At 39.9% G+C, this 23,359-nt stretch carries 23 protein-coding genes; 22 read left to right on the forward strand and 1 reads right to left on the reverse strand.

What is annotated here, in order from left to right; all coding sequences use genetic code 11:
* The first annotated feature begins 18 nt into the window (after nucleotides 1-18).
* The 4 genes from BN1765_RS03260 to BN1765_RS03275 all read left to right on the forward strand — a co-directional run bounded on the left by BN1765_RS03260 (nucleotide 19) and on the right by BN1765_RS03275 (nucleotide 4,527).
* Nucleotides 19-1,086, forward strand: a complete 1,068-nt coding sequence (locus BN1765_RS03260; protein WP_050613819.1) for a Gfo/Idh/MocA family protein — start codon at nucleotides 19-21, stop codon at nucleotides 1,084-1,086.
* Nucleotides 1,087-1,090: 4 nt separating this feature from the next.
* The gene (locus tag BN1765_RS03265; RefSeq protein WP_050613820.1) at nucleotides 1,091-1,813 is read left to right on the forward strand and encodes a hypothetical protein; all 723 of its coding nucleotides are present in this window, start codon (nucleotides 1,091-1,093) and stop codon (nucleotides 1,811-1,813) included.
* A complete protein-coding gene (locus BN1765_RS03270; protein WP_050613821.1) occupies nucleotides 1,806-2,804 on the forward strand; it encodes a Gfo/Idh/MocA family protein in 999 nt (332 codons plus the stop codon). The genes BN1765_RS03265 and BN1765_RS03270 overlap by 8 nt, the downstream gene beginning before the upstream one ends.
* A gap of 175 nt (nucleotides 2,805-2,979) precedes the next feature.
* On the forward strand, nucleotides 2,980-4,527 hold the full coding sequence (locus tag BN1765_RS03275) for an FAD-dependent oxidoreductase (RefSeq protein WP_147554139.1): 1,548 nt from the start codon (nucleotides 2,980-2,982) through the stop codon (nucleotides 4,525-4,527).
* A gap of 132 nt (nucleotides 4,528-4,659) precedes the next feature.
* Here the strand turns inward: BN1765_RS03275 and BN1765_RS03280 are convergent, their stop codons facing one another.
* A complete protein-coding gene (locus BN1765_RS03280) occupies nucleotides 4,660-5,619 on the reverse strand; it encodes a GNAT family N-acetyltransferase (RefSeq protein WP_050613823.1) in 960 nt (319 codons plus the stop codon).
* 506 nt (nucleotides 5,620-6,125) lie between these two features.
* On the opposite strand from BN1765_RS03280, the gene BN1765_RS03285 reads away from it, so the two are divergent.
* From BN1765_RS03285 to BN1765_RS03375, 18 genes are all read left to right on the forward strand, one after another.
* The gene (locus tag BN1765_RS03285) at nucleotides 6,126-6,719 is read left to right on the forward strand and encodes a DUF2238 domain-containing protein (RefSeq protein WP_050613824.1); all 594 of its coding nucleotides are present in this window, start codon (nucleotides 6,126-6,128) and stop codon (nucleotides 6,717-6,719) included.
* Between the two features lie 116 nt (nucleotides 6,720-6,835).
* Nucleotides 6,836-8,419: an amidohydrolase gene (locus BN1765_RS03290; protein ID WP_050613825.1), complete on the forward strand. Its 1,584-nt coding sequence runs from the start codon at nucleotides 6,836-6,838 to the stop codon at nucleotides 8,417-8,419.
* Between the two features lie 417 nt (nucleotides 8,420-8,836).
* Nucleotides 8,837-9,616 (forward strand): Flp pilus assembly protein CpaB, encoded by a 780-nt coding sequence (gene cpaB, locus BN1765_RS03295; RefSeq protein ID WP_082195404.1) that lies wholly within the window; start codon nucleotides 8,837-8,839, stop codon nucleotides 9,614-9,616.
* Nucleotides 9,617-9,684: 68 nt separating this feature from the next.
* Nucleotides 9,685-10,833: a CpaE/TadZ family protein gene (locus BN1765_RS03300; RefSeq protein ID WP_050613826.1), complete on the forward strand. Its 1,149-nt coding sequence runs from the start codon at nucleotides 9,685-9,687 to the stop codon at nucleotides 10,831-10,833.
* A gap of 12 nt (nucleotides 10,834-10,845) precedes the next feature.
* Nucleotides 10,846-12,204, forward strand: coding sequence for a TadA family conjugal transfer-associated ATPase (locus BN1765_RS03305; RefSeq protein ID WP_050613827.1), 1,359 nt, complete (start codon nucleotides 10,846-10,848; stop codon nucleotides 12,202-12,204).
* Between the two features lie 44 nt (nucleotides 12,205-12,248).
* Nucleotides 12,249-13,127 carry a type II secretion system F family protein gene (locus BN1765_RS03310; protein ID WP_230199495.1) on the forward strand — a complete coding sequence of 293 codons (879 nt, stop codon included), beginning with the start codon at nucleotides 12,249-12,251 and terminating at the stop codon, nucleotides 13,125-13,127.
* A 4-nt stretch (nucleotides 13,128-13,131) separates the two neighbouring features.
* Complete coding sequence (locus tag BN1765_RS03315; RefSeq protein WP_050613829.1) at nucleotides 13,132-14,064, forward strand: type II secretion system F family protein; 933 nt, start codon at nucleotides 13,132-13,134, stop codon at nucleotides 14,062-14,064.
* Between the two features lie 21 nt (nucleotides 14,065-14,085).
* Complete coding sequence (locus BN1765_RS03320) at nucleotides 14,086-14,292, forward strand: hypothetical protein (RefSeq protein ID WP_050613830.1); 207 nt, start codon at nucleotides 14,086-14,088, stop codon at nucleotides 14,290-14,292.
* Nucleotides 14,293-14,326: 34 nt separating this feature from the next.
* Nucleotides 14,327-15,700, forward strand: a complete 1,374-nt coding sequence (locus tag BN1765_RS03325) for a vWA domain-containing protein (protein ID WP_050613831.1) — start codon at nucleotides 14,327-14,329, stop codon at nucleotides 15,698-15,700.
* Nucleotides 15,701-15,714: 14 nt separating this feature from the next.
* Nucleotides 15,715-17,439: a hypothetical protein gene (locus BN1765_RS03330; protein ID WP_050613832.1), complete on the forward strand. Its 1,725-nt coding sequence runs from the start codon at nucleotides 15,715-15,717 to the stop codon at nucleotides 17,437-17,439.
* Between the two features lie 75 nt (nucleotides 17,440-17,514).
* On the forward strand, nucleotides 17,515-17,763 hold the full coding sequence (locus BN1765_RS19930) for a hypothetical protein (protein WP_147554140.1): 249 nt from the start codon (nucleotides 17,515-17,517) through the stop codon (nucleotides 17,761-17,763).
* A complete protein-coding gene (locus tag BN1765_RS03335) occupies nucleotides 17,748-18,557 on the forward strand; it encodes a hypothetical protein (RefSeq protein WP_147554141.1) in 810 nt (269 codons plus the stop codon). The genes BN1765_RS19930 and BN1765_RS03335 overlap by 16 nt, the downstream gene beginning before the upstream one ends.
* On the forward strand, nucleotides 18,541-19,152 hold the full coding sequence (locus BN1765_RS03340; protein ID WP_147554142.1) for a hypothetical protein: 612 nt from the start codon (nucleotides 18,541-18,543) through the stop codon (nucleotides 19,150-19,152). The genes BN1765_RS03335 and BN1765_RS03340 overlap by 17 nt, the downstream gene beginning before the upstream one ends.
* 387 nt (nucleotides 19,153-19,539) lie before the next feature.
* Nucleotides 19,540-20,196, forward strand: coding sequence for a hypothetical protein (locus BN1765_RS03350; protein WP_050613836.1), 657 nt, complete (start codon nucleotides 19,540-19,542; stop codon nucleotides 20,194-20,196).
* Nucleotides 20,197-20,681: 485 nt separating this feature from the next.
* Nucleotides 20,682-21,086, forward strand: coding sequence for a hypothetical protein (locus BN1765_RS03360; protein ID WP_050613838.1), 405 nt, complete (start codon nucleotides 20,682-20,684; stop codon nucleotides 21,084-21,086).
* Nucleotides 21,070-21,705, forward strand: a complete 636-nt coding sequence (locus BN1765_RS03365) for a Tad domain-containing protein (protein WP_050613839.1) — start codon at nucleotides 21,070-21,072, stop codon at nucleotides 21,703-21,705. The genes BN1765_RS03360 and BN1765_RS03365 overlap by 17 nt, the downstream gene beginning before the upstream one ends.
* Nucleotides 21,706-21,942: 237 nt before the next feature.
* Nucleotides 21,943-22,128, forward strand: coding sequence for a hypothetical protein (locus BN1765_RS03370; RefSeq protein WP_050613840.1), 186 nt, complete (start codon nucleotides 21,943-21,945; stop codon nucleotides 22,126-22,128).
* 62 nt (nucleotides 22,129-22,190) lie between these two features.
* Nucleotides 22,191-23,303: a VWA domain-containing protein gene (locus BN1765_RS03375; RefSeq protein WP_147554143.1), complete on the forward strand. Its 1,113-nt coding sequence runs from the start codon at nucleotides 22,191-22,193 to the stop codon at nucleotides 23,301-23,303.
* The last annotated feature ends 56 nt before the right edge of the window (nucleotides 23,304-23,359 follow it).

Consider the following 23,359-nt stretch of genomic DNA (forward strand, 5'->3'; position numbering starts at 1 on the left):
AAAAGAGGAGGATTTCAAATGCTAAAGGTTGGCGTAATCGGTCTGGGCTCCATTTCGGAGTTTCATTTAAATGCGTATCAAAAGAATCCAAAGGTTCAGCTCATGGCAATCTGTGATCTCAATGAAAAACGGTTAGAAGAAAAAGGAGATTATTATCAGGTAGATCTCAGGTATACAAATTATCAAGAGCTGCTTGCGAATAAGGAAGTAGACGCCATAAGCATCTGCACCTGGAATAATACGCATGCAGAAATTGCGATAGCTGCTTTGCAAGCAGGAAAGCATGTGTTAATTGAGAAACCTATAAGCATTAATACGGAACAAGCGCTTCAGGTGGAAAACGCAGCAAAGGCTTCAAATAAAACGGTGCAGATTGGATTTGTCCGCAGATTTGGATCAAATACTCAAATACTGAAGAAATTTATTGATAATCATGATTTGGGCAATATCTATTATGCAAAAGCCTCCGTAATCAGGCGCTTAGGAAATCCCGGGGGCTGGTTCTCAGATAGTAAACGTTCTGGAGGTGGTCCTTTAATAGACTTGGGTGTCCATATTGTAGATTTATGCTGGTACTTAATGGGGAAACCTAAGCCAGTATCCGTAACAGGGAATACCTACAGCCTTTTAGGCAATAGAAGCCACATAGAAAATTTGAGCTTCTATAAGGCTGCCGATTATGATCCCGGATTGAATGATGTAGAGGATTTGGCGAATGCGATGATCGTTTTTGAAAATGGCGCTTCCTTGCTGATCGATGTAAGTTTTACACTTCACGCCAAAGAAGATGAACTATCAGTAAAGATCTATGGCGAAAAAGGCGGGGCAGAGGTAGAACCCGAATTACTGCTCGTTACGGAAAAACATGACACCATCCTTAATATGCAGCCGCAAATTGATTTTAAAGGTTTCGACTTTGATCACGCTTTTGATAAAGAAGTAAATCACTTTGTCGAATGTTGTATAACGGGCAATAAAACAATCGCTCCCGTGGAAGACGGTGTAGAGGTGCTTAGAATGCTGTCTGCGATTTATCAATCTGCAAATATAGGAAAAGAAGTCAGGTTTGATTACGGAGAGGAGTAAAGCCATGAAATTGATTGTTTTAAAGAATGATAGCCGTTCAAAGGTTGTAGATGATCATCATGATTCTATTACAGCAGAAAACATTAGGTCAGTAGCCAATAATCCTGGGAAACATGTAACTTATATTGTTGATGACGAATTATATCGAGAAAATGCAGAATTATTCATCAACCTTGAAAATGTAATTTTGTCAGTAGAAACCTACCTTTTACAAAACCTCCAGCAACAAGAGAATATTTCAATCTTCCATGAATTGAACGCATATGAAGAGAGTAACCGTTTTTTTACATTAGTAAGGCAAGAGAATCCCGGTCATAAGGGCGTCTTTCGAATGAAAAGAAAACTAGAAAAACCGGCTACAGAAAAAATAATAGAGGATATCAGTTTTTTAAGTTTGATTTTTGGGGACATTCAACACTTAGTGCCTAAAAGAGCAGAGGACCCAGTAACCGGGAAGATGTATTCAATGATCATAATTAAGTTTGCGGAAGGCGTTTTAGCCCAAATCGAATATGAAAAAACAGCGAAAAGCGAGGAAGCATTGGAGTTAGAGTGGTCGGGAAGACAAAATGTCATCAGCTTTTCCACTGAATTACAAACACAATATGAAGAGAATATGGATAGTAACCTTTCTTACTCATTATCTGCAATCTTAACTGTTCAATATCCTTTCAATACAGTATTAAAAGAACAAATAAAGAATATAAAGGAGTTGCTTTATGGTTAAAGTCGGAATCATCAGTTTTGCTCACATGCATGCCTACAGCTATGCATCTTGTTTACTAAGTATGCAAGAAGTAGAGATTGCTGGGATTTATGACCGGAATGAAGAACGCGGAAGAGAAGCAGCAAGGCAGTATTCTACCAGTTATTTTCATGATTTAGATGCTTTTTTGCAGCAAAGCTTTGAAGCAGTTATTATCTGCAGTGAAAATGCTTTTCATAAAGAATATGTCATTCAAGCTGCCAAGGCAGGCAAACATATTCTATGTGAAAAGCCTCTTTCAACAAATGCAGCGGACGCCAAGGAAATGATTCAACAATGCGAAGAGCATAATGTGCTATTACAAACAGCTTTCCCCGTACGTTTCAGCCATTCCATCCACATGTTAAAGCGACAGATCGATCAAGGGGAACTGGGTGACATATTGGCCATCCGCGCTGTCAATCGCGGACAAAATCCAGGAGGCTGGTTTATTGAAGAAGAGCTTTCAGGGGGAGGAGCCGTCCTGGATCATACCGTTCACATGGTTGACATTATGCGCTGGTATTTGAACAAAGAAATAAAAGAAGTTTCTGCATTAGTAGGCTATCAATATTTTTCAGATGAGAAAATGGATGATGCAGGATTATTAATGATTGAATTTGAGAATGGCGTCATTGCCTCCTTGGATACCAGTTGGTCTAGATTTTCTGGATATCCATCCTGGGGAGATGCTGCTATCGAAGTGATCGGAACAAAAAAATCAGTTAAAGCAAGCGCTTTTGGTTCTTCTATTCAGGTTTTTAAAGAATTAAACGGCAAAACATTACAATACGAATATACAGGAAATAATATTGATTCTGCTTTGGTTCAAGATTTTATAAAGTCGATTGCAGAGAAAAAAAGCGAACCATCCATAACTGGTTATGATGGCCTAAAAGCGATGGAAGCCGCACTTGCAGCCTATCAATCCGGGAAAACGTTAAAACCGGTCTCTTTATCCCAGTCTAACTAGCGCTAAGACTTCCACTTGAACACAAGAGTGAAAAGGAAGAAGTGTAAGTTGGAAATCAAGCGCCAGTAAGACTCGATTGGTTCGACTAATATGATCGGTAGGGGATGAACGCCCCCGCCGATCAAAGCTTCACTTTATAAGAACTAATGAATCATCCGAAAGGGAGGTTAAAAGTGTGCATGTTGATGTATTAATTGTTGGAGGCGGCCTTGGCGGCTGTGCAGCTGCAATGGCCGTTTGTTCGAAAGGCCTTTCGGCGATGATTGTGGAAGAAACAGATTGGGTTGGCGGGCAATCATCCGCACAGGCTGTACCGCCGGATGAACATCCTTGGATCGAGGAATTTGGCTGTACGGCACGATATAGGGAATATCGAAATCGAATAAGAAGCTATTATACAAGAAATTTTCCTGCTGTAAAAAATGAAAAACAATTAAATCCAGGAAAGGGAATAGTCAGTCTCCTTTGTCATGACCCTAGAGTAACAGTCAGTGTGCTGGAAGAAATGCTTTTTCCCTATTTGATTAGCGGCAAATTGACATTATGCTTGGAATCCGAGGTAGAGAAGGTTAATCGCTCAGAAAAAAAGCTGCTTGACGCAATCATTAAACATACAGTCACACAACAAAGGGATTCCGTTACGTTCACCTATATGATTGATTCGACAGATACAGGCGAAGTCCTAGCCTTATCCGGAACAGACTATATCACTGGTTCAGAATCACAGACAGAAACAGGAGAACCTCATGCAACGGAAGAAAGCGAACCCTTGAATATTCAGGCACATACCCATGTACTGGCAATGGAGTACCGGCCGGGAGAAGAAAATATCATACCCGAGCCTGATATGTATCCATTCTGGAAAGAGTATAAGATTGATTTTTGGCCGGATCAGATGCTTAGTTTCTATAGCCCTCACCCAATAACACTTCAAAAAAGGCAGTATGAAATGTTTGTCCACCAAGATTTTTTTCCTCTTTGGAACTACAGAAGAATATTTGCGGCTGAACAATTTCAATTAGAAGATGCAGGTGATATTTCATTATTGAATTGGCCGCAGAATGACTATGTGCTCGGCAATGTTTATGACGTGACAAACGAAGAGAAAAAGAAGCATTTGTATCAAGCTAAACAATTGAGTTTGTCTCTCTTTTATTGGCTGCAGACAGAAGCACCACGTCCAGATGGAGGATTTGGCTATCCAGGACTGACTTTAAGGGGAGATGTATTAGGGACAAAAGATGGATTGGCCAAGAGCATTTATATTAGAGAATCCAGAAGGATCAAAGCGCAGTATACCATAACGGAAATGGATGTATCGCCTGAATTTCAGAGAGGGAAGACGGGTAAAGTATACAGGGATTCTGTAGGAGTTGGCTCATATAGCATCGACCTTCATCCCAGTTTAAACGGCAGAAATTATTTGGACATCCCGGCGCTGCCTTTTCATATCCCACTAGGGGCTTTATTGCCCAAGCATACAGGGAATCTACTGGCTGGCGGCAAGAATATCGGCACGACCCATATTACGAATGGCTGTTACCGGTTGCACCCGGTTGAATGGAATATTGGGGAAGCATGCGGGGCACTTGCTGCGTTTTGCATCTTGAATGATCAAACGCCGTTTGCAGTGTGGAAAGACGATCGAATCTTAAAGGATTTTCAAAGGGAAATCATCAAAGATGGATTTCAGATTCAATGGCCAAGTGAATTCTATCAATGAGAAGAAAGAGCAGTTATGATTCTACTCTTTATTGCGCTAAAACGCCCACTTCAACACGGGAGTTTTAGCGCCAGTAAGAATCCGATTGGTTCAACTAATAATCGCTGGGGGAAGAATGAAAACCCCCGTCGATTAAGGTTTCACTTTATGGAATAAGTCATACTTTTTCCAAACGGTATAGCCAAGCTTTTGATAAAATTCGATCAAATTGGTCCAATCAATAATGATCCTCGATATACCGCGCTGGCGTAAGAACCATATGCCTCCTTCTACAACGGAGAGGCCATATCCCTTTCCTCTTTCCAAGGGATCAATCCCTAATGGGCCGATGCCTCCTGTTTCTTCATCATTGAAAAGAGCAGACCAATTTACATTTTGGGCAATGAAAGGAGAGGATTTGTCATTAATCCGGCAAAAACCAATCATTTGATTTTCTTTCTTTAATAAGACGAATTCTCTTCCACGACCGCCCATTTCAAAGTATTTTTTCGCTTCATATTCCCATCTTCCGGGAAAGCATCGATTGAGGAAGTGCAAAAATGATTCTTGATCTCCCTCTTGAAGAAGGGTAAGGCGTGCATCTTTCGGCAGAGGGTGGAGTAATTCATCTGTAGGTTTATAGCTGCAAATCAAATCGGCTACTTGTTCCGTTTTTGTATAGCCTTTCGCTGCAAACCATTTTTGTGCAACCGAATATTGTGTAGGGATGCCTGGGAAGTAGTGGAAGGGATCGCTGCCTAAATAAATGGTTTTGATATGTAATCTATCGAGTGCTGCTTCTGCTCTGTCCAGAAGCATACTGCCTATCTCTTTGCGTCTATAGTTCGAATGGACAAGTAAAACCTGTATATAGCCATGTTCTTTTTCCGATTGAGCCATAAGCTCTTCTTTCCATATTTTAGAGACAATGAAACCAATTACTTCATTAGCCTGATTAATGGCTAATAGAGTTCCTTCCCTTACAATATTTTTATCCAACATACTATTTTGGCGAAGTAACGTTTGATGGATGGGAAAATCATTTCCTATTTCCTTATTCCATAATGAAGTAATTTCATCTAGTCGATCTTCTTGCCAAGGTATGATTTTCATAAAACCCCTCCGTTTATATGGAAAATATTGTTATTATATATAATAGTATACTTCGGTTGAACCATTTTGATAAGGGTGTTTAGGAGGTTTATAAATAAATAAGTTTTATATACAAGCGCTAAATGTAAGGTGTTTCCCTAGGATACGCAACCTTCTAGGAAACATCTTTTTTATTGCCTGTGGTAAAATAAGGATAATCAAACAGAGGGAGAATAAGCATGGGCCTAATTGTGGGCATTGCCCTGATACTGATTGTTTTCTGTTCATCCGGTATTATAGATGAAGGAGATCAAACAGCAGAATAGTGTAATGATTAAATTGCTGGAAGAAATAAGGGACAAATAAGGAATAAAGAGATCTTTGATTTCCCTTTACTGAATATATATAAATAGTTCTACCCTGGCACATATTCCTGTGTTACTTTTTTTATAGAGCCATTTTAGCGTAAAAAAAATGGAGATCGGGAATATACATTTATAATGCAGAGTTAAAGGAGCAGGGAGACTATGGAAGATCAAAGAACAAAAAAAGGGAAGCTATTTGAAAATATAATATGGGGAATCGTTACTCTGATTATTCTTGGCTGGACGATCCTGAAATTTATGGATGGCAATGGTACGAAAGGGTTTATGGGTATTCTGACGGTTTTGGCTCTGTTTGCGATCGCCGCCTATCAGTGGAAATGCCGTTCGGCTTTTCCGTCTGTCTTTGCTAGCATGACGTATGCATTCATTTTTGTTTCCGTAGGGCTGGGCACGTTCGGAGGTATGTACAGCGTCAATCATTTTGATGACTTTTTGCATGTGACTTCGGGTATCTGGCTGGGATACGGGGCATGGCTTGTCATGAATTATATGATCGGCCAGGAACGCGCCGAATCATTGCCTAAACCGTTCATTGCTTTTTACATAATTGTTTGCGGGCTCGCGATCGCAGGCGCATGGGAGCTAATGGAGTTTGCCGGCGATCAATTATTCAGCTTTACAGCCCAGGGCCGTGACCCGAAAGATACGATGTTCGATATGATCGATGGCTTATGCGGAGCGACTATCATGGCCTTTATCCTGATTAGGAAACATGGGAATAATCAATCGGCATGAACCCGTAAATATAAGTCCTGCCTGCATGGCGGGGCTTTTCTGTAAGAAAGCTTATTAAGCCGGAGTGCGGGAATAGGAGAATGAAAGGCTATTCAAAACGAAAGGGGTTTAAAAGGATGAACAGAACGATTTTTACGAATGGCATTATACATACGCTGGATCATCGCTTTCCAATCTGTGAAGCAATCGTCGTTGAAAACGGAAGAATAGTAGATGTCGGCACCTATAAGGACATGGATCTGCAGTGGGGAAGAAGCGGCATTACCTATGTGGATTTGGAAGGGAAGACGGCTTCACCGGGATTAATCGACAGCCATTTGCATATGTCCGGTCTGGCTCTGTTTTACCTTGATCTGGATCTTACAGGTGTTACCTCGAAAGCTGCCATGCTCGATATGATCCGTGAAAAAGCGAATAGCCTTTCAGAAGGGGAATGGCTGCTCGGCATGGGCTGGGACGAAAACTTATTCGGAGACGGCGGCATACCGACACTTGAGGAATTGGATGCGGTTGCGCCGCATTGCCCGCTCTATCTGAAACGGACTTGCCACCATGCTTTCCTGGTGAACTCACAAGCAATGGAAATCAGCGGTTGCGACAAGTCGGAAAGCCCCAATGTGGTCAGGGATCCGGAAACGGGGAAACCGACCGGTCTGTTGCTGGAGGGAGCGGCCAATCTGGTTACTCCTTATATTCCTGAACGCACGTACGATGAGATGAAGGGGGCGCTCGGCCAGGCGATGAAGTTTGCTGTCAGCAAGGGGCTGACTAGTGTCCACACCAATGATCCGCTTTATCTGGGCGGGTTTGAACAAACATACCGGATGTATGATGAACTGCTGAATGGCGGAGAACATGCCCTCCGCTGCAATCTGCTGATTGATTATCCGTTTCTGCAGGAAATGACAGCGCGGAACATGAAGACGGGCTATGGAAACGATACACTGAAAATCGGTGCTGTAAAGATGTTTGCAGACGGGGCATTCGGCAGACGGACAGCTTTGTTATCGGCTCCTTACTCCGATGATCCGGGGCATTACGGCGAAGCCATTCAGGAAGAAGAAGAATTGTTGAGCATGTTCAAGGCGGTGAGAGAAGCTGGTATGCCTGTTGCGGTCCATACAATCGGCGATCAGGCGCTCGATATGGTGCTGGGTGCGCTGGCTGAATTTCCAGCTGTAGCATACCGGGACAGAATTATACATACTTCATTAATTCGAGATGATCTGGTCGGGAAAATGGCAGCTGCAAATATAATCGCAGATATCCAGCCGCGATTTTTAGCAGGTGATTTCCCGTGGATCCAGCAGCGTCTCGGCGAAGCCCGCATCAAAGACTTATATGCTTGGAAAACGCTCCTGTCGGCCGGGATATTATGTGCGGGTGGATCGGATGCGCCAGTCGAGCCAGTCGATCCATTGCTTGGCATCCATGCGGCAGTGACGCGCCGATCCCCTGGGGAACGGCATGGCGGATGGAATGAAGGCCAGAAATTATCCATGTTTGAAGCGCTGAGGCTATTTACCATCGGCGGCGCATACGCCACAAACGAGGAAGATGTAAAGGGTACGCTCTCTCCAGGTAAAATGGCTGATATGACCGTTTACTCTAAAGATATACTTAAGCTTGAAGATCCTGATGAGCTCTTAGATACAGAGATTGACATGACCGTAATAGGCGGAAATATACAAAATATATAATAGAATAGTTGCCCTTTAACTCGCCATCATGCAAGAGGCGGGTTTTTTTATGGTATAGCGCTCTAATGGATTAAATAAGTTAAAAATAATCGATTGGTAGCAAAAATACTCTTTGATTGGTGCTTTATTTGAATCATAAGTCCTTTTTCGTAGATAAAAGGAATTATGCTTTTAGTCCTCTTTTTTCACATGCAAAAAAAGACAGAGGGTGTCCTTTTTATATGAAATGAAGCGATTTTCCCAGACAAATTTCGACATGGATTTGACGTGTTCTACAGGAGATGGTAAAAATTACATGTAATATTAAGTATATAAAGGCAAATTAATTACAATAATGTTTAATTTTGATTATAAGTTAATAAGAGACAAAAGAAGAGTGCTTCACACTATTTAATAGTTTAGGAGAGAAGATGTCTGATGCTAGAGTCAAAGAAGAGAGCGTTCATTTTTTTATTACTTGCTTTTATTTTAGCCAGTACAGCAGGATATTTGGTTTGGCAAAAAGTAAAGGACCTAAATGCCGATTTGGGAGGTATGACAAAAATATACATAGCAAATGGAGATATACCAGCAAGAACACTGATAGAAAAAAATCAATTAACAACTATGGAGGTGCCTAATAAATTTGTTAATTCATCGTATGTAACATCCCAAAAAGACCTATTGGGCATGGTAGTAGTCGTTCCATTAAACAAAAATGACGTTATAACCAAAAATATGATTAAACCATATTCAAATCTTCGTGAAGAAAACCATCGTTTAGTTGCGATGTACCCTTCGGAAAAAATACAATTCGATCAAGTGATCGAGGCTTTAGATAGAGTAGATATTATTATCTCCACGAAAGAAAACAATAAGCCTAAAACCGAAATCTTTATGAGGGATGTTCCTGTTGCTTATGCCTCAGTAGAAAAGAAACAATTTGCGGGCGTGGCTTTAGAAGTCAGCATAGAGGATGCCTCCAAACTGATACATATTCAAAATTACGCTGACAAGGTAAGAGTTTTAAAGGCTAATGTAGGAAAAGAAGACAGCGAAGATCCCAATGCCAAGGCGGAAATAACTGACTCAACTACGAATATACCTCCCAAGACAAATCCAACTCAAAATCAAAATACGCAAAAGAACCAAAGTTCAGCAGAGGCTAACACTCAGCCCAAAGCTAAAATTCCACAAAATAATACTTCAACAAAATAAGGTTACTACCCCAAGAGAAAATATAAAAAAAGAAATAAATCAAAATTATTAAAAGGTGCTAGAGGGATATGGAAAATAATTTGAATATATTTTTGGTTAGTGAGCACGAGGCAATCCATAGCCAATTATTAAATGCTTTTAGTGATCAATATAAAATTAGGCTTATTTCACCTGATGAACTAATAAGAGAAGTGAATAGAGATACGCCGGATATTGTTATTTATATACAACCCGAAAGCGATGTGTCGGTAGAAAGCATTCAATTCTTACAAATGGCTACACCATCTACTCAGGTTATATTTATTGCTAGGGTAGGAGATTTAAGTCTCTTGAGAAATGTAACCCAATCAGGGGCAACAGAATTCTTTGTCTATCCTGAAGAAATTAGTTTATTCATAAGTCGATTTTCAACGATTTGCACGAACTATAAAAAAAATGTGGAAATCAGCAAACAAACGCTCCATTTTTCTAGGGGCAGAGGACAAATCTTTTCCTTTTTCAGCAGCAATGGCGGATCTGGGAAATCCCTGCTAGCTTCAACGTTTGCCCAGACACTGAAGTTAGAATTGAATGCCGAAGTCATTTTAATTGATTTGAATTTACAATTTGGCGGAATAGAGACGATGTTATCAATTGACTCTACAAGGTCTATTGCTGATTTGCTTCCTGTTGCAGATGAATTAAACGAGAGCCATATACGCAATGTGTGCCAAAAACTGCCTGATTCAAAGGTGGATGTTCTTCTCAGCCCATGTGACGCAGAAGTTGCAGAATCTTTATCTGATGAGTTCATTGCAAAACTTTTAAGGACTTGCAGAAGAAGCTTTGACTTTGTTGTCATTGATCTTCCTTCTTATATCAATGCCCAAGTAGTTACCGCATTGGAAGAAGCGGATCAAATTATATATATACTTAATCCGAATACTCCGTCTTTAAAAACATTGAAGCAGTTTGAAGAATTAAGCATCAGATTAGGCATTGAATTGTCTTCTCGAGCCTCTATTCTTATCAATAAGGTAGCAAGAGAAAATGAGGTTCAAGAAAAAGATTTGAAATCTATTCTAAGATTCCCCGTTAATGGCGCAATCCGATTGGACCATAAAGGTGTACAGCCATTTATCAATAAGGGTGAACCAATCCGTAAGGTTACAAAGGAAAGAAGATTAATTCCTTTTGCTAAAGATGTTAAAAAATGGGCTTTGGCTGTTGTCAAATAGGGGGATTAGATAATGGCATCAACATCCATATTTGAAAAAAGAAAAGAAAAAGCATCCAGCATCAAACGGAATAAAGATTATAAATATGAGAACCATTTAGTGGATGAACTGGTTGAACACTATAAGGCAAGGCTGTTGAGAGATACAAATTTGGAGGCACTAACGCAATTATCACAAGGGGAAATGCGGCTTCGTATTGAACAGCTTGTGAGCCAATTCATGTCTGAAGAAAGAGTGATCATTTCAAGGCATGATAAAGATATACTGATTACCCGTATTCTAGATGAATCTGTAGGATATGGACCATTGGAACCGCTTATTAACGACCCTACGATAACAGAGATACTAATCAATGGGAGTGATGAAGTATATGTAGAAAAATACGGAAAATTGGAATTGATTGATGTATCCTTTCGCAATGATGAGCACGTCCGCCATGTAGTAGACAGAATCGTTGCCCCCCTCGGTAGAAGGATTGATGAAAGTTCACCGATGGTGGATGCCCGATTGCCTGATGGCAGCCGAGTAAATGCGGTCATATCCCCGGTGAGCTTGAATGGGACATTGGTTTCGATACGGAAATTTCGCCAAAAGCCATTTGAAATGCAGGATTTCCTGAACTTCAATACACTCACTTCTGCAATGGCAAAATTTTTGGAAGCAGTTGTAAAGTCTAAGCTGAATGTTTTGATCTCTGGCGGGACTGGTTCGGGTAAAACCTCCCTATTAAATGTAATAGCTACTGCCATTCCACCAGGAGAAAGGGTTTTAACCATTGAAGATTCTGCAGAGTTACGCCTGAACAGGCCAAATGTGATTGGGATGGAGGCCCGCCCCGCGAATGTGGAAGGGAAAGGTGAAATCTCCATCCGGCAGCTTGTCCGGAATGCGTTACGGATGAGGCCGGATCGAATTATCGTCGGAGAGGTACGGAGCGGAGAAGCATTCGATATGTTGCAGGCAATGAACACAGGCCATGAAGGCTCCATTACAACTGTGCATGCAAACTCGCCCGAGGATGCTCTGAGAAGGGTAGAAGCCATGGTAGTTATGGCAGGAATGGAACTTCCCAGCCATGTAATCAGGGATTATATTGTAGGGGCTTTGGATATCATTGTTCAAGCAACGAGGTTAACAGACGGAACGAGAAAAGTAGTTTCTATTTCTGAAATTTGTAAAAGGGAGGATGGTTCTCATACAGTAAAAGATATTTTTATATATAAGAGAACTGGAATGACGAAAGATGGCCAAATTGAAGGATACTTTACACCGACAGGGTATGTCCCAAAATGCCTTGAACGCTTTGCTTATTTTGGCATTAACATCCCAGAGGCAACTTTTAGTGAATTATACAAGGAAGTGAACTTATGACGGCCAGTGTTCTGACTACTCTTTCCGTATTTGCAGCCATTATAATGGGTTATTTATATCTGGATTATCGGAAAGAAAAAAGAGAATGGAGAAAAAGAGTTAATCGGCTATATAACGATGGGGCTAAAAGAAAAAGCACCATTGTTTTATTAGGAGATCGCTTTGATCAATCAGAAATGGCTTCGCCGCTTCATAGCAAATTAACGGAAAGCAGCCTATCCATTACCCCATCAGAATATATCGTTTTCCAATTTGTTGCTTGGATGGGTTTAATTATGCTGCTGAATAATTTTTTTAGTATTACCTTTCCGATGAATATAATAATAGCCCTTCTCATTTTGGAAGGCAGTAAGCGGATATTCTTCCTCTACAGAAAAAGTAAGATGAAAGAAAAGATGGTTGAACAACTACCGGAAATTTGCAGAACGCTTGCTAATGGCACTAGATCTGGAATGACATTGACGCAGAGTATAAATCTAGTCGCCCAGGAAGTCAGCTTGCCAGCTAAAGTAGAGTTCAAGAGAATGGCAAATGAGTTAGCTCTAGGAATTGATTTTAATGTGGCGTTGAAATCCATGGAGAAAAGGATTGATAGCCGAGAGTTTCGTTTATTCGTAGCGACTTTGCTTATCCAAAAAAAAGCGGGAGGAAATCTTTTTGCTGTATTGGATGAAATGGGACAAACCCTCGAAGAAAGAAAAATACTGTTGCAAGAAATAAAAACAATGACCGCCGAACAAAGATATGTAGCTTACATTGTTCCGGTGATCCCGATTTTCCTGGTACTTATGATGAATAATGTAATTGATGGCTTTTTAGATCCTTTATTTACAGGAATCGGCGCTGTGCTATTTGCACTCTTCCTAGCGGGCACAGTTCTTACCTTCGTTTTAGTCAGAAAGGTCACAAATATAAGGGTGTGAGAATGTGGATGGTCTAATCTTTATTTTACTATTGCTTATACTCTCTTTCCTCGCAATCTCTTTCCGCTATTTTTATAAATTTTTCTTAACGAGGGAAGAGTTGCGAAGTGAAATCAGAGAAAAACATCGTTTGGAAAGTAACCTGGAAAAAAAGGCGACAAAGAAAGAAAAAATCTTAATAAAGATATTCTCTTTTGCAGATGATTTTTCAGATCTTGGTCAACGAATAAACTTCTACAGCGAAAATGAAGATGTGCAGCGGTTACTAATGCAGGCAGGATTCCCTTATGAATTAACAGTTGCTAGATTTCAAGGCGTCAAAATGTTTTTTGCAGTCATCGGTCTCATAGTTGGTGGGATTGGCTTAATATTACAGTTCCCGTTTTCTCAAATTTCTGTCATATTACTTCCAATCATTTCGTATTTTTGCGTAGTGCTTTGGCTTCGGGGCAAAGCAAAGGCAAGACAAGAAGAATTATCCTATCAGTTGCCGGACTTTTTAGATACGATGAGTGTTACATTGCAAGCGGGGGTGGGGCTTGATCAAGCCTTAAGAGATATTACACCATTTTTTGAGGGCCCCATAAAAGAAGAGTTCGGTAGATTCATACAGGAAACAGATGTGGGAGTGCCAAGGCCTGAAGCTTACAAGACACTTTTGGTCCGTAATGATAGTAACGAATTTCAATTGCTGATTAAATCCCTAATTCAAGGTGAACGGCTCGGCGTGCCTATCTCCAAGACATTCAAACAACAATCTGAGGAAATGAGAAAAATAAAAAAAGAAAGAGTAAAGGAAAAAGCGGCAAAAGCTTCTCCGAAAGTTACACTTATTACCACTTTCTTGGTTATGCCCTCAGCTCTACTCCTAATTGCGGGGTTGATGATTATAAATATGTTTAATGATAATAGTAATTTGTTTGATTTATTCAAATAAAAAATAAAAAGGAGAATGAAAATGAAAAATATGATGCAAACAGTTTGGGTGAAGGTAATGTATCCGGTGAAAAATGAAAGAGGCGCACAATCATTAGAATGGCTTGGCCTTGCAGCGTTGCTGATTTTAGTATTGGGAATTGTGTCGACCGCGGTAAGCAAACAGGAAAACGGTATAACCGGCCTTATTGGTAAAATCATCGATAAAATCACACAAATGGTAGGCTAAGGATGGTCAAATAATAGGAAAGTAAGAGGTTATTATGAGGAATCCAATTGTTGTAACTATTCTGGCTCTACTCCTTTTAGTATCGGGCGGTTGCAGTCAAGAACAAGACAGTCAAACAAAAGGTGAACCGAAAACCAAAATAGTTCATCAGAAAAAAAACAAAAGCGAAGAAGCTCAAGAGGATTCTGATTCTATAGAAGAGCCTCCTTTGCCAACTTCCTATACTGAATTAGAGCAAAGGCCGGTAGGTGAATTTTACGATATACCAACCAATTTTAACAAAGAAGATGAAGAACATATTATTCAATCTTTTCAGGATTTGCCGGATATCTCTAAAAATCCTTCTGATGAGAAAATAGATCAATTTTATCGAAAATTGCTAAAGATGGCCCAAAATGAGTATAAAGGACCTGAGGAAATGATCCGAAAGCTGCGCTTTCAATCGATAGGCGATCCATCTATCAGTAATCCAAGGTATCAATTTAAAGAAAACTTAAATGTTGAAATTTTATTGGATGCTTCTGGTAGTATGGCGCAAAATGCGGGTGGTTCAAACAAAATGGCTGCAGCGAAAGACGCTATTCGATCATTTGTGCAAGAACTGCCAAAGGAAGCTAGAGTAGGCATTCGTGTATACGGCAATAAAGGAAGCAACGCTGAATCCGACAAGGAACTTTCATGCAGCAGCACAGAATTGGCATATCCGCTATCTGCTTACGATCAAACTAGTTTTGAATTAGCTTTGGGCAACATTAAACCTACGGGATGGACCCCAACAGGCTTGGCTTTAACAGAAGCTTTAAAGGATCTGGCTTCTTTTGATGGGAAGACAAATACGAATATAGTCTATTTAGTCAGTGACGGCGTTTCCACTTGTGGAGATCAGCCTATCGAGGCAGCCAAAAAGTTGTTTACATCCGATACTATTCCGATTGTCAATGTAATTGGCTTTGACGTAGACAGTAAAGGACAAAATGAATTGAAAGAGATTGCAAGAGCAACAGATGGCCTTTATTCAAATGTCACTGATCCAGCACAACTGAATGAAGAACTCTCTCATTTAAAAGAGGTTACGGAAAGCTGGAATGAATGGAGAAAACTAGGGAAACAAAATCTTGAAGGTAAACACATACAAAATAATATAGATATTTTTGCGTATATAGCCCATGAAGAAGCAACATCTACATTTGAAGAAACGAAAATAAGTTTGATTATAGGTGTTCTTCAACGATACGGGAAATTAAGCAAAGAGACCCGAGATGTTTTGGAACAAAAAAATAAGGAATATCATCAATGGATTGATGAGGAAATTAGCCGTTTTGAAACGGAATTAAAAGCCCTGAATGATCAGGGGTATGCAGAGGCATTGAATGCTTTGGAACAAAAATATAAACAAAATATTGAGTAAAAAGGAGAGGCAGGATGAAAGTACAGACCTTGAACCGAATTACCATTCTATTATTGGTAATGATACTTGCGTTCTGGACTTTTCTACCTTGTACTACGTATGCTGGCAGTTTTATTTCACCAGGTAAACCCATTACTCCCGGAACAGCAATTAAAGGTGGAAAGCCGATAACTGGCGGTAAATTCATTGTTCCTGGAAAAGTATACACGCCAGGAAAAGCAATTACTCAAGGAAAAGCAATTACCCCAGGAAAAACTGGATTATCATCCGGACAGGTGATTTGGCCGCCGCTTCCTGATCAAAACGGAGTTTTTATCATCCCGAATGCGCCTATTACTGTACCATCGATTAATTTTTCAATGCCTTCTATAAAAACAGGCAACCCTATCACTCCAGGAACTAGTATTGGGAGCGGGACAGGGCCCGGCGGGAATGCCGGAACGTCAGGCCAAGTAGGCGGCGGGAATGCCGGAACACCAGGCCAAGTAGGCGGCGGGAATGCCGGAATGCCAGGTCAAGGAAGCGGCGGGAATGCCGGAACACCAGGTCAAGGAAGCGGCGGGAATGCCGGAATGCCAGGTCAAGGAAGCGGCGGGAATGCCGGAATGCCAGGTCAAGGAAGCGGCGGGAATGCCGGAATGCCAGGTCAAGGAAGCGGCGGGAATACCGGAATGCCAGGCCAGGGAAGCGGCGGGAATGCCGGAATGCCAGGTCAAGGAGGCGGCGGGAACGCCGGAACGCCAGGCCAAGGAGGCGGTGGGAACGCCGGAACACCAGGCCAAGGAAGTGGCGTTAACGCCGGAATGCCAGGCCAAGGAGGCGGTGGGAACGCCGGAACACCAGGCCAAGGAAGTGGCGTTAACGGAGGAAATCAAACATCACCTTCTTTTTGGAACAGCGTGTTTAAATCAACGAATGGCGAAAAGGGGATGTACGGTCATATAACAGGCTTTGCATCAGATTTTAAAACATATGGGCTTAAGATATTGCTTGATAAAAACGTGATGGGAGCAGCAGCGGCTCAATATGCAGGATTTAAGTTTGAAAAAATTGAAGGCAGTACGAATTATAAAGTATTCGGCAAAGAAAATATAAAGAACAAATGGGCAAATAAGCTCTACCAACAATATAAAGAGTATAAAATGGACGGCACCGATAAGGTGTTGGGGCCAAAATCCAGAAGAATAAGCAGCGAAAGAGTAAACGCATATCTGGAAAGTAAAAAATTAAAACCAAATGGCATGAGCAGATGGACATATATTAAGCAGAAGGCAATGACTACTTTGCAGGAGAGTCACAATCCTGTGAATAAAACGTATTGGAAACTAAGCAATGGATTAAAAATGAACGGACCAGTAAATTTCGCTTTAACGACTGCAGGCACTTGGTATGATTATGGTTCGTCTAAAGGAAAGTACCATAGTAAAGGGCTTGCTTCTACCGATTTTGCCGGAGCCATCTCTGCGGATGTGACCATAGGGGCAGCAACTGCAGTGACGGGTAGTATTTTTTCAAGTGTATTATCAGGAGCAGTCGCAGGATCTGCTGTTCCGGGCTTAGGAACATTGATTGGTGCTGGAACAGGTTTATTAGTTGGAATAGGATCTTCAATTTATTTCTCTACTGCTGGAGGAAAAAGAAAAAAACAAGCTCTAGCTCGCGGTTTTAAAAAGCTATACGACGGAATAGGATCTAAACTAAAAAAAGGTAGACGGAGGTTAGGTGAGTTATTTGGTTGATAGAGGAAAGACATTTAAAGATAGCAACGTCATTTATTTAGTTATAANGAATGCCAGGCCAGGGAAGCGGCGGGAATGCCGGAATGCCAGGTCAAGGAGGCGGCGGGAACGCCGGAACGCCAGGCCAAGGAGGCGGTGGGAACGCCGGAACACCAGGCCAAGGAAGTGGCGTTAACGCCGGAATGCCAGGCCAAGGAGGCGGTGGGAACGCCGGAACACCAGGCCAAGGAAGTGGCGTTAACGGAGGAAATCAAACATCACCTTCTTTTTGGAACAGCGTGTTTAAATCAACGAATGGCGAAAAGGGGATGTACGGTCATATAACAGGCTTTGCATCAGATTTTAAAACATATGGGCTTAAGATATTGCTTGATAAAAACGTGATGGGAGCAGCAGCGGCTCAATATGCAGGATTTAAGTTTGAAAAAATTGAAGGCAGTACGAATTATAAAGTATTCGGCAAAGAAAATATAAAGAACAAATGGGCAAATAAGCTCTACCAACAATATAAAGAGTATAAAATGGACGGCACCGATAAGGTGTTGGGGCCAAAATCCAGAAGAATAAGCAGCGAAAGAGTAAACGCATATCTGGAAAGTAAAAAATTAAAACCAAATGGCATGAGCAGATGGACATATATTAAGCAGAAGGCAATGACTACTTTGCAGGAGAGTCACAATCCTGTGAATAAAACGTATTGGAAACTAAGCAATGGATTAAAAATGAACGGACCAGTAAATTTCGCTTTAACGACTGCAGGCACTTGGTATGATTATGGTTCGTCTAAAGGAAAGTACCATAGTAAAGGGCTTGCTTCTACCGATTTTGCCGGAGCCATCTCTGCGGATGTGACCATAGGGGCAGCAACTGCAGTGACGGGTAGTATTTTTTCAAGTGTATTATCAGGAGCAGTCGCAGGATCTGCTGTTCCGGGCTTAGGAACATTGATTGGTGCTGGAACAGGTTTATTAGTTGGAATAGGATCTTCAATTTATTTCTCTACTGCTGGAGGAAAAAGAAAAAAACAAGCTCTAGCTCGCGGTTTTAAAAAGCTATACGACGGAATAGGATCTAAACTAAAAAAAGGTAGACGGAGGTTAGGTGAGTTATTTGGTTGATAGAGGAAAGACATTTAAAGATAGCAACGTCATTTATTTAGTTATAAGTAATTTAATAGCTGGAGGCATTTCTGGTTCGATTCCATTTCCATCAAGTGCTTATTATATAGTTGTTGCTTTTATTACCTTTATAGAAATAGGCATATGTCGTTATTGGTGGAGCCATACGACTGACAATGACACGAAGTATAATGACCTAACAGTCTTTTTGATGTTAATTACAATAGGTGTGATGAGTTGTATTCCATTATTTCGTCTAACCTTGCATTCAACCCTTTTTTTTAGTGTGTTGGCCATCTACTTAATCGTATTTAGTATTTCCTTTTATAAAAGAAGAGAAATGTTGAAATCCTTTATTAATCCTCAAGGATCTAAGTTGGTGCTCGGTCTAAGTGTGTTTATGGTGGTTCTTATCATCATAGGAAATTTAAGTTTCAGAAAAGGGGAAGAACAAATTCTAGCCCTTTTGATGGGCGAGAACATAGCGATATTTTGGGGATGTTTCTTGATGTTCTTGCTCGGTTTATTCTTTACTTTTTTAGCCCCTCCTTTTTTAGCGACTAAAGGAAAGTTTAAAAAAGGCGGCGGCTACTGAGGAGGCAGTGTATATTGTTTAGATTTATTGGCCTTATGCAGTCGATGGGGATATCTTTTCTTGTACTGCTTCTTATTAATTTTCTTATGGGGATGTTTCATATTGGGGGCTTTGCTTCTATTATCATTATCTCTTTTATATGTACCTATATACTTAATGGCATGTTATCTGCCCATTACAACCCGAATGCCCCTTACTTTTCCAGTTATATAGGGGGCCTTACTTTAACCATATTGAATTTTTGGTGTGCTCAGCTATTTTTTGACTGGTTTGTTTGGGATCAGACAAACCTTCTTTATGCAAGTATCTTTATTAATTCCGCTGCATCGTTATTAGCGACTTATATTACTTTGAAATCAAGCATTTTAATTAAACGGAGAGTAGCACATGATTCGTGATGTCTTTGAAATATATAATAGAAACCTAATTCTGATTTTATTTTTATGTATTTTTATGGTAATACCCATATCCATGTTTATGTATTTTTTGGATATATTGATGCAACAAAGCAACATAATTGAATTGAAGAATGTTTTTTCGGTTTTTTTGATCACTCTTAATTTTGCGATTTTATTCCCGGCCTTCTTTTATGTTACGAAGAATGATCTGTTGGATAACCCAGTAAAAATACGCCATTCCTTTCTGTTTTTTGCGGAGCGGTTTGGCGTCATTTTCCTCATGACCGCAGTCATCTACTTTTTGTCGGTCTTTAGCTTTTTTTTACTGTTTATCCCAACAATTATTGGAATGGCTATGATTATATTAATTCCATTATTTTCGGAGAAGGAAAGAGTCTCAGATATATTAAAAGGTGTTTGGGGCGTCATTTTAAAAGAAAATGTATTTATACTAATTGATCTTCTTTTAATCTTTTCTATTAATGCGGTTGTTTGGGTATTGATTACTTCTATTGTTACAGGCTTAGAAACAAATACTATGGTGTATGTTTTTCTGCGTGCTTTCGTTAATAGTATAGTTTATCCTTTCATTTTTATTTATTTAACATTGAAATATAGACAAAAAGACATCCATATTCAGGCATAAGGAGGAGGAAAGGTCATAGAAGAGATAGTGGATACAAAAAAGGCAACAATAAAAAATGTTAACGTGGCAGTCATGGTCTTGTTAACCATTATCACGTCGGGTGCCTATATAGGATATTGGTTTATAAGCAGAAAGAAAACGCTTAATAATCATTTCCCTGATAACCATATTCCTTTTAGGTGGTGGGTCTTCTTTACGGTATTCCTTGTGTTATTTTTTCTAAATGCCATTGCGGGAAGTATCGTATTCACACCCATAGAATTAATGAATATAGAGATAGCTGATATCATTTTTACATTTTATTTTTTAGGGATCCTCTACTATTCTCTTTTTCGAATACAAGAGCAAATAGAAGATTTCTATGAAGAAAAGATATTCAATAGGTGGCTTCTGTTTTTCTTCCACCTTTGGTATATGCAATATAAGATGAATGTCTTGCAGAGACAAACGTAAAAAGCTTAAAAGATGAAAAAGGGGAGGGTCTTATGCGCAAGAACCATATAAAAAATGAAAAAGGTGCTTTAAGTTTTGAGTTTCTTGGTATCCTTCCTTTTTATTTTATGTTTTTTTTATTGTTGTGGCAGGTAGTTGCAACTGGATATTCAGTAATGACAGCAAAATCTGCGGTTAACGATGCAGCCAAGATATATGCTGCTACGAATGAATATAGCCAGGCAAGGGATGCAGCTCAAAAGGCAATTGGAAGTAGTTCTGCGATTTCATTTAAAGATTTATCCATTGCTCCCTCCTCTGGCGATGGCAAATTCACAGTCACTTTGAAGTCTGAACACTCACTTGTTTTTATCCCTGACAAGTGGAGAGATAAGGCGTCAATGGATTTAGAAATGAAAGCTTTTGGCAAGGTGCTTGTTTATGAATCATCTTACTAATGAAAAGGGTAATGCTGTATTTTATTTACTCTGGTTGCTGGGAATCGTAGCCCTCGTTTTCGTGCTAGTCATTAATATTGCAAAAGTTTACATAATGAAAGAACAAGCCAATACAGCAGTCGAGCAAGCAGCGTTAGCAGGGACAGGTTTTTTAATAGAAAAGACAAAAGACGTCATCAAGGAATATGATGATTCACCTGTTTCTATTTTGCAAAAAACAGAATGTGAAATGAAAACAATTGAGGAGATTGTGGACGAAAAAGCAAGGGGTTATAATAGCCTATCATCGAAGTCGGAACGTTATCTCAGAGCTTTGAATGAAGTCCTTCCTGATATGATTAGACGATACCCGGAATTAAAAGAATTCTTCCAATCTTCCTTTTTAAATATTGAGACGATCATCTTGCCATCAGTTCAGGAAGTGCTGAGCGGAAATGAATCTAATGTCGACGAAAATACTGATGTCCAATTCAATAAGAATAAAAATAGAATTGAAGTAAAATCAACCATAACCTTTGCTAGTATTTCAGACGGGAAATGGATCCGTTACTTTAAGGGAAAAATTCCGCAAAGAGGTTATGGGCCATCATTACAGTATTTAAATGCAATTTTTGATTAAATGTATCAATAATAATTGCTTCTCTAAACCTAGTTTGATAAAAGAAGTTTGTTTTGGCGACGTTTGCTCATGTTCCTGCTCGGTTTATTCTTTCCTTTTTTAGCGACTAAAGGAAAAAAATATAAATGCTAAAGCTTATAAGCTGGCTTTATTTAATCAGAGTCGGTGAAAAGCTTGGTAAAAAGGATTGGCGGCAATTGATCATTCTGTACGAATGACTAAAAAAGGAGTTTTATTATGAAGATATCAAAATTCAACATCATTCTTTCTATATTACTCTTATTTGGTTGTTCAAATGAAAATACTAAATTGGAAAAGAAGGAAGAAACGAAAAGCCAGGTGAGAGAAGAACAAGTATCCAAACAGGAGACTGACCGCGCTGTATTTGAAGATTTGCCTGAGCTTCCTAATTCAATCAATTGATTAATCAACCAGCAGGGAAATTCGCGGATCAAGAAGTCTTGTCCGATGAGGTTGAACTCCTGGTGAAAAAAGAAATCCAGGATCTTCCTCCCTTGCGAGAAGATGCCTCTAAGAAAGACTTCTCTGATTATTTAAAATATGTCTATTCACTGGTTTCCACTGATTTTGATGACCCTCAAGACCTACTCAACAAATGGCAGTTTTCTATGTCGGGACATCCCCAGCTGTCTAACGGAAGATATCAGTTCAAAAAAAACTATAATGTAGAAATCATTTTGGATTCAAGCGGCAGTATGGCGAATAAAATCGGCGGTGTAAGCCGGATGGACTTGGCCAAGCAGGCAATTAAAGATTTCTTGGCTGACGTTCCAAAGGAAGCGAAAGTCTCGTTAAGGGTATACGGCCACAAAGGTACGGGGTCTGAAAAGGATAAAAGTAAATCTTGTGCGAGCGTTGAGCAGGTATACGGCTTTGAATCCTATGAAGAAAAGAAACTAAATCAGGCGTTAAATCAGTTTACTCCGAGCGGCTGGACACCGATTGCCGATGCTCTACAACAATCACAACAATCCTTCCAATCATTTGATGCAAAGACAAACACCAATTTAATTTATCTGGTATCAGACGGGATTGAAACGTGCGATGGCGATCCAGTAGCCGTCGCAAAGACCTTCGTGGATTCCAATGTGTCGCCAATCATCAATGTAATTGGTTTTGATGCCGACCAAAAAGCGCAGCAACAACTGAAGGAAATCGCGAATAAAGCAAATGGCATATATACGACTGTCAATAATGGCGAACAATTAAAAGCGAAATTTGATAGAGCTCAGGAAGTGCTAGAGGAATGGGATAGGTGGAAAAAGGATGCATTAAGTGATGCAGATGCTAAAAGAGTCGATAATAGTTTTGAAATATTGGAATTTACGAATGATTGGTCAATGAAGAAAACTAGACAAAAGTTAAATATTTCTTATGTATTAAACATAATGAAAAATGAAGGAAAGTTGACCCTAAAACAGAGAGATTATATTAAAGACATATGCAAGCCCATATCGGAGCTTGCGGATGAAGCAAGAAATCAGATAGAAGCAGACTTAAAAAAAGTAAATGTTGAGAATACGGAAGCATTAAAAGAAGAGATAAACAACAAATATCATACTAGTGTAGATGGGTGATCAATGCAAAAGCAGGCCAGAGGGCCGATAATCAGTTTATTTCGTTCTGACAGGCA

The sequence above is a fragment of the Bacillus testis genome, assembly GCF_001243895.1.
In the GTDB taxonomy this organism is placed as follows: domain Bacteria; phylum Bacillota; class Bacilli; order Bacillales; family DSM-1321; genus Bacillus_AD; species Bacillus_AD testis.

Coding starts and splice junctions, on each gene's coding strand:
- BN1765_RS03260 (WP_050613819.1), top strand. CDS start 19: ATGCTAAAGGTTGGCGTAATCGGTCTGGGCTCCATTTCGGAGTTTCAT.
- BN1765_RS03265 (WP_050613820.1), top strand. CDS start 1,091: ATGAAATTGATTGTTTTAAAGAATGATAGCCGTTCAAAGGTTGTAGAT.
- BN1765_RS03270 (WP_050613821.1), top strand. CDS start 1,806: ATGGTTAAAGTCGGAATCATCAGTTTTGCTCACATGCATGCCTACAGC.
- BN1765_RS03280 (WP_050613823.1), bottom strand. CDS start 5,619: ATGAAAATCATACCTTGGCAAGAAGATCGACTAGATGAAATTACTTCA.
- BN1765_RS03285 (WP_050613824.1), top strand. CDS start 6,126: ATGGAAGATCAAAGAACAAAAAAAGGGAAGCTATTTGAAAATATAATA.
- BN1765_RS03290 (WP_050613825.1), top strand. CDS start 6,836: ATGAACAGAACGATTTTTACGAATGGCATTATACATACGCTGGATCAT.
- cpaB (WP_082195404.1), top strand. CDS start 8,837: ATGCTAGAGTCAAAGAAGAGAGCGTTCATTTTTTTATTACTTGCTTTT.
- BN1765_RS03300 (WP_050613826.1), top strand. CDS start 9,685: ATGGAAAATAATTTGAATATATTTTTGGTTAGTGAGCACGAGGCAATC.
- BN1765_RS03305 (WP_050613827.1), top strand. CDS start 10,846: ATGGCATCAACATCCATATTTGAAAAAAGAAAAGAAAAAGCATCCAGC.
- BN1765_RS03310 (WP_230199495.1), top strand. CDS start 12,249: ATGGGTTATTTATATCTGGATTATCGGAAAGAAAAAAGAGAATGGAGA.
- BN1765_RS03320 (WP_050613830.1), top strand. CDS start 14,086: ATGAAAAATATGATGCAAACAGTTTGGGTGAAGGTAATGTATCCGGTG.
- BN1765_RS03325 (WP_050613831.1), top strand. CDS start 14,327: ATGAGGAATCCAATTGTTGTAACTATTCTGGCTCTACTCCTTTTAGTA.
- BN1765_RS03330 (WP_050613832.1), top strand. CDS start 15,715: ATGAAAGTACAGACCTTGAACCGAATTACCATTCTATTATTGGTAATG.
- BN1765_RS19930 (WP_147554140.1), top strand. CDS start 17,515: ATGCCGGAATGCCAGGTCAAGGAGGCGGCGGGAACGCCGGAACGCCAG.
- BN1765_RS03335 (WP_147554141.1), top strand. CDS start 17,748: ATGTACGGTCATATAACAGGCTTTGCATCAGATTTTAAAACATATGGG.
- BN1765_RS03350 (WP_050613836.1), top strand. CDS start 19,540: ATGATTCGTGATGTCTTTGAAATATATAATAGAAACCTAATTCTGATT.
- BN1765_RS03360 (WP_050613838.1), top strand. CDS start 20,682: ATGCGCAAGAACCATATAAAAAATGAAAAAGGTGCTTTAAGTTTTGAG.
- BN1765_RS03365 (WP_050613839.1), top strand. CDS start 21,070: ATGAATCATCTTACTAATGAAAAGGGTAATGCTGTATTTTATTTACTC.
- BN1765_RS03370 (WP_050613840.1), top strand. CDS start 21,943: ATGAAGATATCAAAATTCAACATCATTCTTTCTATATTACTCTTATTT.